This is a genomic window from Spongiactinospora gelatinilytica, from assembly GCF_003236385.1.
GTDB lineage: Bacteria > Actinomycetota > Actinomycetes > Streptosporangiales > Streptosporangiaceae > Spongiactinospora > Spongiactinospora gelatinilytica.
In genome coordinates this window covers 1-9422 of the sequence record NZ_POUA01000309.1, presented here as the reverse complement: position 1 = coordinate 9422, position 9422 = coordinate 1, and the positions used below count along the sequence as shown (strand labels likewise).

At 68.8% G+C, this 9422-nt stretch carries 6 protein-coding genes and 1 riboswitch; of the genes, 3 read left to right on the top strand and 3 right to left on the bottom strand.

Features of this window, described 5'->3' with window-relative positions; all coding sequences use genetic code 11:
- Positions 1-52 precede the first annotated feature (52 nt).
- Both C1I98_RS29450 and dnaE read right to left on the bottom strand, forming a co-directional pair.
- Entirely contained in the window at positions 53-373 is a 321-nt protein-coding gene (locus tag C1I98_RS29450) for a DUF6300 family protein (protein WP_111170660.1), read from the bottom strand.
- Complete coding sequence (gene dnaE / locus C1I98_RS29445) at positions 370-3915, bottom strand: DNA polymerase III subunit alpha (protein WP_111170659.1); 3546 nt, start codon at positions 3913-3915, stop codon at positions 370-372. Before dnaE ends, C1I98_RS29450 begins: the two co-directional genes overlap by 4 nt.
- 103 nt (positions 3916-4018) lie before the next feature.
- Between dnaE and C1I98_RS29440 the strand changes: the two genes are divergently transcribed.
- Complete coding sequence (locus C1I98_RS29440; RefSeq protein ID WP_111170658.1) at positions 4019-4972, top strand: LysR family transcriptional regulator; 954 nt, start codon at positions 4019-4021, stop codon at positions 4970-4972.
- Positions 4973-5459: 487 nt separating this feature from the next.
- Here the strand turns inward: C1I98_RS29440 and thiC are convergent, their stop codons facing one another.
- Positions 5460-7199 (bottom strand): phosphomethylpyrimidine synthase ThiC, encoded by a 1740-nt coding sequence (gene thiC, locus C1I98_RS29435; RefSeq protein ID WP_111170657.1) that lies wholly within the window; start codon positions 7197-7199, stop codon positions 5460-5462.
- Positions 7195-7308: riboswitch (TPP riboswitch) on the bottom strand. It overlaps the preceding gene by 5 nt.
- A gap of 256 nt (positions 7309-7564) precedes the next feature.
- Here thiC and C1I98_RS29430 point away from each other — a divergent pair.
- Together C1I98_RS29430 and C1I98_RS29425 are read left to right on the top strand one after the other, a co-directional pair.
- On the top strand, positions 7565-7996 hold the full coding sequence (locus tag C1I98_RS29430; RefSeq protein ID WP_199537300.1) for a hypothetical protein: 432 nt from the start codon (positions 7565-7567) through the stop codon (positions 7994-7996).
- A 371-nt stretch (positions 7997-8367) separates the two neighbouring features.
- Positions 8368-8961, top strand: a complete 594-nt coding sequence (locus C1I98_RS29425) for a Maf family protein (RefSeq protein ID WP_111170656.1) — start codon at positions 8368-8370, stop codon at positions 8959-8961.
- Positions 8962-9422: the final 461 nt, after the last annotated feature.

Sequence of the window (9422 nt, the reverse complement as noted above, 5' to 3'; positions counted from 1 at the left end):
CCCAAGCACACCTCCGCCCCCCTCCTTCCCGAGCCGCCCGGCTGACCGCGGTTCACAGTTCGCCGCGGTGCCAGGCGTCGGACTCGGCGTCGAGCGCGGGCATGTCGGGGCGGGGCGGCCGGGCGTGGTCGATCCAGTGGCGCAGCAGCCGCGCCAGCGTGGTCACGTCCTGCCGGCGGACCGACCGGTTGACGGCGAAGTACGCGACGATCGGGCCGGTGAGCGGGTCGGCGGCGTCGCAGTGGGCGCACAACAGCACCTCACCGAGCCCGCGGACCCGGTTTCCCGAGGCGTTGGTCCAGGTGTGCGGGAGGCGGAGTACGGCGAGCACGTCGCCGGTGCGGCAGCGGGGGCACCTCACCTCCCGGCTCATGCGCCACCGATCGAGCCTGCGCCCAGCAGCGCCTTGATGTCACCGTAGAAGGCCGGCCGCGCGGCGACCTGGAAGGGTTCCAGACGCAGCAGCAGGGGCCCGGCCCCCTGCCGGAGCAGCCGCACGTGCACCGGGGCCGGGCCGGGATGGGCGTTCAGGATGTGCTTGAACTCCCGGACCAGCCGGCCGGTGACATGGCTCTCCTGAAGGACGATCACCACGGGCGGCTCGGCGGCGGTGGCGGCGACGTCCAGCGTGGCGATCTCCTCGCCGTAGACGCTCAGCGTCTCGTCCCGCACGTTGATCCGGCCTCGCACACTGATCACCCGGTCCTCGGCCAGGGTCTCGCCGTACAGCGTGTAGGTCTTGGGGAAGATCAGGCACTCCACGGCGGCGTCGTGGTCCTCCAGTGTGACGATCGCCCACGGGCTGCCCTGCTTGGTGACCTTGCGTTGCAGGCCGGAGACGATGCCGCTGACCCGTACCGCGCCCTCCTGCCGCCCGGAGGCCAGCAGGTCGGCGATCGTGGTGTCGCGGTTGGCGGCCAGGACGCGTTCCGCGCCGTCCAGCGGGTGGGCGGAGACGTACAGGCCGAGCATCTCGCGCTCGTAGGCGAGCAGGTCGGCACGGTCCCACTCACCGGCCGGGACGGCGACCGAGAAGACGGCGTCGCCCCGGCCGGGGTCGCCGAACAGCGAGTCCTGGCCGTGGGCCTCGTTGCGCTTGACGTCGATGACCGCGTCGATGGCCTGCTCGTGTACCGCGACCAGCCCCGCCCGATCGTGTCCAAGACTGTCGAACGCGCCCGCCTTGGCCAGCGACTCGATCACCCGCTTGTTGCAGACCACCGGCGAGACCTTGGCCAGGAAGTCGTTGAAGTCGGTGTAGGGGCCCTTGGCCTCCCGGGCGGCGACGATCGCCTCCACCACGTTGGCGCCGACGTTGCGCACCGCGCCCAGCCCGAACCGCACGTCGGAGCCGACCGCCGCGAAGTCCAGCCGGCTCGCGTTGACGTCGGGGGGCAGCACCCGGATGCCCAGCCGGCGGCAGTCCGACAGGTAGACGGCCATCTTGTCCTTGTCGTCGCCGACGGAGGTGAGCAGCGCGGCCAGGTACTCCGGCGGGTGGTTGGCCTTCAGGTAGGCCGTCCAGTAAGAGACCAGGCCGTATCCGGCCGTGTGCGACTTGTTGAAGCCGTAGCCGCTGAACGGCACCAGGACGTCCCAGACCGCCTTGATCGCCTCGGCGGAGAAGCCGCGGTCGCGCATGCCCGCGGCGAACCTGTCCCATTCGGCGTCCAGGACCTCCTTCTTCTTCTTGCCCATCGCCCGGCGCAGCATGTCGGCGGCGCCGAGGGAGTACCCGGCCAGTTGCTGGGCGATGGCCATCACCTGCTCCTGGAACACCACCAGGTGGTAGGTGTCGCCCAGGATGGGCTCCAGCGCGTCGGCGAGTTCGGGGTGGATCGGCTCGATCGGCTGCTTGCCGGTCTTGCGCAGCGCGTAGTTGGTGTGGGCGTTCATCTCCATCGGCCCCGGCCGGTAGAGCGCGTTCACCGCGGCGATGTCGGTGAACGTGGTGGGCTGCATCAGCCGCAGCAGCACGCGCATGCCGCCGCTGTCCAACTGGAAGACCCCGAGGGTGTCGCCGCGCGCCAGCATCTCGTACGTCGTGGCGTCGTCGAGCGGGATGTCGAGGATGTCGATGTCGATCCCCTTGTTGGCGCGGACGTTCGCGATGGTGTCGCCGATGACGGTGAGGTTGCGCAGGCCGAGGAAGTCCATCTTGAGCAGGCCCATGTCCTCGGCCTGGGTGAACGGGAAGCCGGTGATGACCGGCCCGTCGGCCTTCGGCCTGGCCAGCGGGAGCACGTCGATCAGCGGCTCGCTGGACAAGATCACGCCCGCGGCGTGGATTCCGGTGCCCCTGGTCAGGCCCTCCACACCGGTCGCGGTCTCGATCACCCGCCTGACCTCGGGGTCCTGCTCGTACATCGCGCACAGCTCGGCGGCCTCGCCGTGCCGGGGGTGGCGCTCGTCGAGGATGGCCGCCAGCGGGATCTCCTTGCCGCCGACGGCCGCGGGGAACGCCTTGGTGATCCGGTCGCCCAGGGCGTACGGCAGGCCCAGCACCCGGCAGGAGTCCTTGATGGCGGCCTTGGCCTTGATCGTGCCGAAGGTGACGATCTGGCAGACCCGGTCCTCGCCGTACTTGCGGGTCACATAGTCGATCATCTCGTCCCGCCGCCGGTCGTCGAAGTCGAGATCGACGTCGGGCATGGTGACCCGCTCAGGGTTGAGGAAGCGCTCGAAGATCAGTTTGTGCTCGATCGGGTCGAGCTGGGTGATGCCCGTGCAGTAGGCGACCATCGAGCCGGTGGCCGAACCGCGGCCGGGGCCGAGGCCGATGCCGTTCTCCCTGGCGTACCGGCAGATGTCGGCGACGACCAGGAAGTAGCCGGGAAAGCCCATGGCATCGATCACGGACAGCTCGTAGTCGATGCGGTCGAGGACTTCGGAGGGCGGATCGCCCTGGTAGCGGCGGCGCGCGCCGTCGAGGGTCTCGGCGCGCAGCCAGCTCGACTCGGTCTCGCCCTCGGGCACCGGGAAGCGCGGCGTGAGGTCGCGGTGGGCGAACACCTCGCCGTAGTCGCCGATCCGCTCGGCGATCAGCAGCGTGTTGTCGCAGGCCCCGGGGACCTCGGCGTCCCACAGCGCGCGCATCTCGGCGGCCGTCTTGACGTGGTAGCCGCTGCCGCTGAACCGGAAGCGTTCGGTGTCGGCCAGGCGTTTGCCGGTGCCGATGCACAGCAGCGCGTCGTGCGCCTGTGCCTGGTCCTCGGTCACGTAGTGGGAGTCGTTGGTGGCCAGCGGCGGCAGGCTGAGGTCGCGGCCGAGCCTCAGCAGGTCGTCGCGGACCCGGCGCTCGATGGCGATGCCGTGGTCCATCAGTTCCAGGAAGTAGTTGTCCGGGCCGAAGAGGTCACGGTGGCGGGCGGCGGCCTCGCGGGCCTCGTCGTACTGGCCGAGGCGCAGCCGGGTCTGCACCTCGCCGGAGGGGCAGCCGGTGGTGGCGATGATGCCCTGGCCGTGTTCGGCGAGCAGTTCGTCATCCATGCGGGGATATTTCTGGACATGCCCTTCCAGCCAGGCGCGGGATTGGAGCCGGAACAGGTTGCGCAGCCCGTCCGCGTCGGCCGCCCACATCGTCATGTGCGTGTACAGGCCGCGCCCGGAGACATCACCGCCCTCGCCGGTGTCGTCGTTGGAACGGCGCAGCGCGAGGTTGTCGCTGTAGAACACCGGCCCGCGGTGCCGGCGCGAGGCCGGGGCCACGTACGCCTCGATGCCGATGATCGGCTTGACGTCGGCCTTGCGGGCGGCATGGTAGAACTCGTACGCACCGTGCAGGTTGCCGTGGTCGCTCATCGCCACGGCGGGCATCCGCTGCCGGGAGACCTCCTCCATCAGCAGCCCGACCTTGGCGGCGCCATCGAGCATGCTGTACTCCGTGTGTACGTGCAGGTGCACGAAGGATCCCATCGGCGACCACTCCCGCTGGTTGTAGGCTCGTCCGCGACCCGTGCATTCGACCTGAGAGCAGGCGGCATTGTCCAACAACCGACACGCCGCAAAAGCACAACAGATGGTTGTGCCGGAGGGCGCCGATCTCGACCTCGCGGCGGTCCGCGCCTTCATCGCCGTCACCGAGGAGCAGTACTTCAGCGAGGCCGCGACCAGGCTGGGGATCACCCAGCAGGCGATCTCCAAGCGGATCGCCAGACTGGAGGCGGACCTCGGCGTGCGGCTGTTCCTCCGCTCCCGCAACGGGGCCGGCCTCACGACGGACGGCCGGGCCTTCCTGCCGCACGCCCGCGCCCTGATGAGCATCGCCGACCAGGCCCTGCAAGCGCTGCGCGACCGAAGCCGCCGCCTGCGGGTGGACGTGCTGGACACCCGGCTGGCCTCCCTCGACCTGGTCCGCGACTTCCACCAGACCATCGACGGCGCCGACGTCGAGATCATCACCTCCGACGGCCTCAGGTCGGCACGCGGCACCCTCCCCGAGGGCACCATCGACGCCGCCTTCGCCCGGGCCGCCGGCCCGTTGGCGGACGGCCTGCGCGCCACGCCCGCCTACCTGGAGGCCAACTGCCTGATCGTCGGCCTCGACCACCCGCTCGCCGCCGAGCGGGAGGTGTCCATGGAACGGCTGTCCGGCGTGACGGTCTGGATGCCCGGCAACGCGCCGGGCAGCGAGTGGGGCGAGTACTACCGCCTGCTGGGCGCCGAATTCGACGTCCGCATCGACACCTCCGGACCCGACTTCGGCTGGGAACACTACGTGGCCGAGATCGTCGCCGCCGACCGCATCGGCCTGGCCGGCGAACGCTGCCGCCTCCCCTGGCACCCCCGCACGGTCCAGATTCCCCTGGTGAACCCCTGCCCGGTCTACCCGACCTCGCTGCTATGGCACCACCAAAACCATCACCCGCTACTGCGATCACTGATCCGCTTCATCAAGGCCCGATTTCGCCCTTACGATCCCGCCCACGAATGGCTTCCCATCTCCGATCGCCCCGCATTCACCCCCACCTGACGGCTCGTCGCAGATTTCGGCCTGCATGTGGCGGCTGACGTTGTAATCGATTTGGAAAGCGTCGGGGCGGTCCTGGAGAAGAAGACGTTGACGGCCGCCTTCGGGGACCACCATGACACCGTGATGGCGTCCCGCCCGATCGCGCGCGAGCCTGGCGGCTACCTCAGGCTTGAGTCGGTAAATGGGAGAACACCGAAATAACAATTCATAGTATTGAGTTCATGGAGGGTTCAACGCCTCTCTAATCGGGGAACGGGTGGGCTCTTGAGAAGGCGCGAAAGCGGGCCGGTGCTCGGACGGTCGTGGGGCGCGCGTGCCGGCCGTACTGGCGGATAATCGCTCGGCCGTCGCTTCTTGTGCAGGTGAGAGGCGGGCCGGGCATCGTCCTGATCGTGGGCGGAGCGTTTGTTCTGGGTCGTCGGGCGGATCACGCGCGCCCTTCGACCGTCCGCGAGTCGTCAGGCAGGATCAGCCCGGCGACGAAACATCAGGTGGGGTCGGCGGGCGAGACCGGGAGGTAGATACGGCCGCCGGAGGCGTTGAACTCGGCGGCCTTCTCGCGCAGCCCCTCGGCCAGGGCCTGCTCCTCGTCCAGGCCGCGCCCGGCGGCGTACGCCCGTACGTCCCGCGTGATCTTCATCGAGCAGAAGTGCGGGCCGCACATCGAGCAGAAGTGCGCGGTCTTGGCGGGCGCGGCGGGCAACGTCGCGTCGTGGAACGCCCGCGCGGTGTCCGGGTCGAGGGAGAGGTCGAACTGGTCCTCCCAGCGGAAGTCGAACCGCGCGTCCGACAGCGCGTCGTCCCACGCCTGCGCGCCCGGATGCCCCTTGGCCAGATCCGCGGCGTGCGCGGCGATCTTGTAGGCGATCACGCCGGCCTTGACGTCATCGCGGTCGGGAAGCCCCAGATGCTCCTTGGGCGTGACGTAGCAGAGCATCGCGGTGCCGTACCAGCCGATCATCGCCGCGCCGATCGCCGAGGTGATGTGGTCATACCCGGGCGCGATGTCGGTGGTCAGCGGCCCGAGCGTGTAGAACGGCGCGTCGTCGCACCACTCCCGCTGCAGGTCGACGTTCTCCTTGATCTTGTGCATCGGGATGTGCCCGGGGCCCTCGTTCATCACCTGGTTGTCATACTCGGCGGCGATCCGGGTGAGTTCACCCTGGGTGCGCAGTTCGGCGAACTGGGCCTCGTCATTGGCATCCGAGATCGACCCGGGTCGCAGCCCATCGCCCAACGACCAGGTCACGTCGTACGCGGCGAAGATCTCGCACAGCTCGCGGAAGTGGGTGTACAGGAAGTTCTGCCGGTGGTGCGCCAGACACCACGCCGCCATGATCGACCCACCGCGCGACACGATGCCCGTACGGCGGCGGGCCGTCAGCGGCACGTACTCCAGCAGTACGCCCGCGTGCACCGTCATATAGTCCACGCCCTGCTCGGCCTGCTCGATCACGGTGTCCCGGAAGACCTCCCAGGTCAGCTCGGCCGGATCGCCACCGACCTTCTCCACAGCCTGGTAGAGCGGCACCGTGCCGACCGGGACGGGGGAATTGCGCAGGATCCACTCGCGCGTGGTGTGAATGTCCCTGCCGGTCGACAGGTCCATGATGGTGTCGGCGCCCCAGCGGGTCGCCCAGGTCATCTTGGCCACCTCCTCCTCGATCGAGGACGCCACCGCCGAGTTGCCGATGTTGGCGTTCACCTTCACCAGGAAGTTCCGGCCGATGATCATCGGCTCCAGCTCCGGATGATTGACGTTGGCGGGCAACACCGCCCGGCCAGCCGCCAGCTCGACCCGGACCACCTCCGGCTCGACCCCTTCCCGGAGCGCGACGAACTCCATCTCGGAGGTGATCTCCCCACGCCGCGCGTAAGCGCGCTGCGTCACCGCCCCTGCCCCACTCGCCCGGCGAGGCGGCCGCTCGGCGAACGCCGCCGCGTTCCGCAGCGGATCCCCCGAACGCCGCCCATCATCCTCGGGCCGCACCGTACGCCCGGTGTACGACACCGTGTCGCCGCGCCCGGCGATCCAGCCCGCACGTAGCGCGGGCAGCCCACGTCGCACATCGGCGTCGTAGTCCGGGTCGGTGTACGGCCCAGAGGTGTCATAGAGGACCACGGCACCCCCATCACTGAGCGCCACCTCCCGCATCGGCACCCGCAGATCCGCCCGCTTTCCGGGCAAATACACCTTGCGGGCACGTGTCATCGCAGTGTCGGTCATGACGACTCGATCTCTCCCTACGCCGGCATTACCCGGTCAGGTTCCAGCGGTCAGCAGCCGTCTCAGCCGCAATCTCAGCCCGGTTCACCGGACCCCCGCGATCTGTCGTGCCCAACCCTAACCCACACCCTCCCTTCGCCACAGCCCCCACGTGAGTGATCACTTGAAAGGGCCGTCAAGCAGGGCCACGCGGCTTGGTAGTGGATATCGGCTGGCCGGCTCTGCGAATAACGTGGACAATCGGCAATCGTGATGGGGATGTTCGGCTTCGAGCCGACCTTTCTCGTCGGGCTTGAAGCCGTCCGCGAGAACACGGACCGAGCCTGGCCGCGCTTGGTGGCCGGCGTCTTACGGGGTTCGCGATCGTGCGCTTTGTCGAGGACGGGGAATGGTTCGCCGACTGTCGCGTCGTCTTGGACTTCGACGGTGTCCAGGTAGAGATCTGTCACTGGAAGCTCGATGAGCTGTCGATCAGCCGGAACAGCATCGACACGACTACTGCGATCAGTGACTGGGAGTGGTTCGAGCTGACTCCGGCGTGGGTCGGCGCCGACGAACGGCTTGAGCCGTTCGTCGGCCAGGAACTGCGCGAAGTCGCTCTACTCGAGTGGCGTCCTTCGGGTCATGACTTGGCGGACGGCACCATCGCGGTGGAGTTCGTCTTTGATGCAGGCCGTTTCCACATCGCCAACGCCCTTGATGAGAACAGCATCGAGCTCGGCGACGCTCATCCAGAATTCGTGCGGCACCCACTGGGCTGTGGCATGCAGCCTGGCTCTGGGGCGGCCTCCGGTTGATCTCGATGACCAGCAGCAGGGTCGCCTGGGCCAGCGTGCTGATTTGCCGGGAAATGTGCCCAGTGGGGGCGGGGACGTCGGCGAGTGGGCCGAGCAGCCGGTCCAAGCCGGCCCTGTCGTCGTTGGTGAGCGGGACGGCGGTCAACATGCCTGGTGACGCCCAGGAGTTTCGTGGCCGGTGGCGAGGGTGTGGGCGGGGCTGGGATGCGGCGTTCATTCCAGAGCTGGGTATGGGCCTTGGAAGGTGGCATGATCTTCTCTCTCGCTGGCTATCGTGTCTTTGTTCGATGCGCTAATCGGTTGGCTCTGCCCTGCTCCGCAGGGCTTTGGTTGCTTCTCCGCCGAAGGCGGGGGCTGATCGGAGGTTTCTGATGACGATCGTGCTGGCTTCCGCCTCGCCTGCCAGGCTTGCGTTGTTGCGGACTGCGGGGCTTGATCCCAAAGTGGTCGTCAGTGGGGTGGACGAGGATGCGGTCACCGCTGACACCCCCGGGGACCTCGCGCTCACGCTTGCTCGTGCGAAGGCCGCCGCTGTGGCCGAGCGGGTGGGGGATGGGCTGGTGATCGGCTGTGACTCGGTCCTGGAGATCGACGGTGTGCCGTACGGAAAGCCCGCGACGCCCGAAGAGGCGACGGCCAGGTGGCAGGCGATGCGCGGGAGCGATGGCCGGCTGCTGACCGGGCATTGCGTGATCGACGCCGCCAGTGGGCGGGAGGCCGCCGAGCTCGGCTCCACCCTGGTGCGGTTCGGGACGCCGACCGATGCCGAGATCGCGGCGTATGTGGCGACGGGGGAGCCCCTGCGGGTCGCGGGGGCGTTCGCGCTGGAGGGCTTCGGCGGTTGGTTCGTCGAGGGCATCGACGGGGACCACGGCAACGTCCTTGGCATCTCCCTTCCTCTGCTGCGTCGCCTCTTCGCCGAACTGGGCGTCGAACTGCCCCCTCTCTGGCGTGTCGATCGTTGATCAGCCTCTCTCGGTGTCGTGCGGACCGCCCCGGCCGAGTAGGGCCGGTACTGGTCGCGCGTGAAACGGTCCTCGCCGGCTGGTGGCGGGGTGTCCCCCTTGGGAGGCCGATCGCGTGTCGCGGAGTGGCGGGGCTTTCCTGCGGCCGGTGCGGCTGACCTGCGCGATGTCTCGATTTATACGCTCCCGTTTACACCACCCGGGGACATCGCCTCGGAGGCGGGACGGCAGCGGGTGAAATAGCGAGATCCGGCGTTGTCCGGAAACCGGTATGTCGGGTCTTCCGTGGCGGGCGGCGTCTCCTTTGCGCAGGTCGTGGTGTGTATGTCCGGCTCCGCTCCGCAAGATGCGACGTTGCTCTGCCCCTCGTTGCCGCGCTCGCCCGTCCGGTCCGGCAGGTCTCGCGTGACTCGGTGCCGTCGCCTTGGCCTGGTGCCCGTCGAGGGGCGAACGGGCGGGTG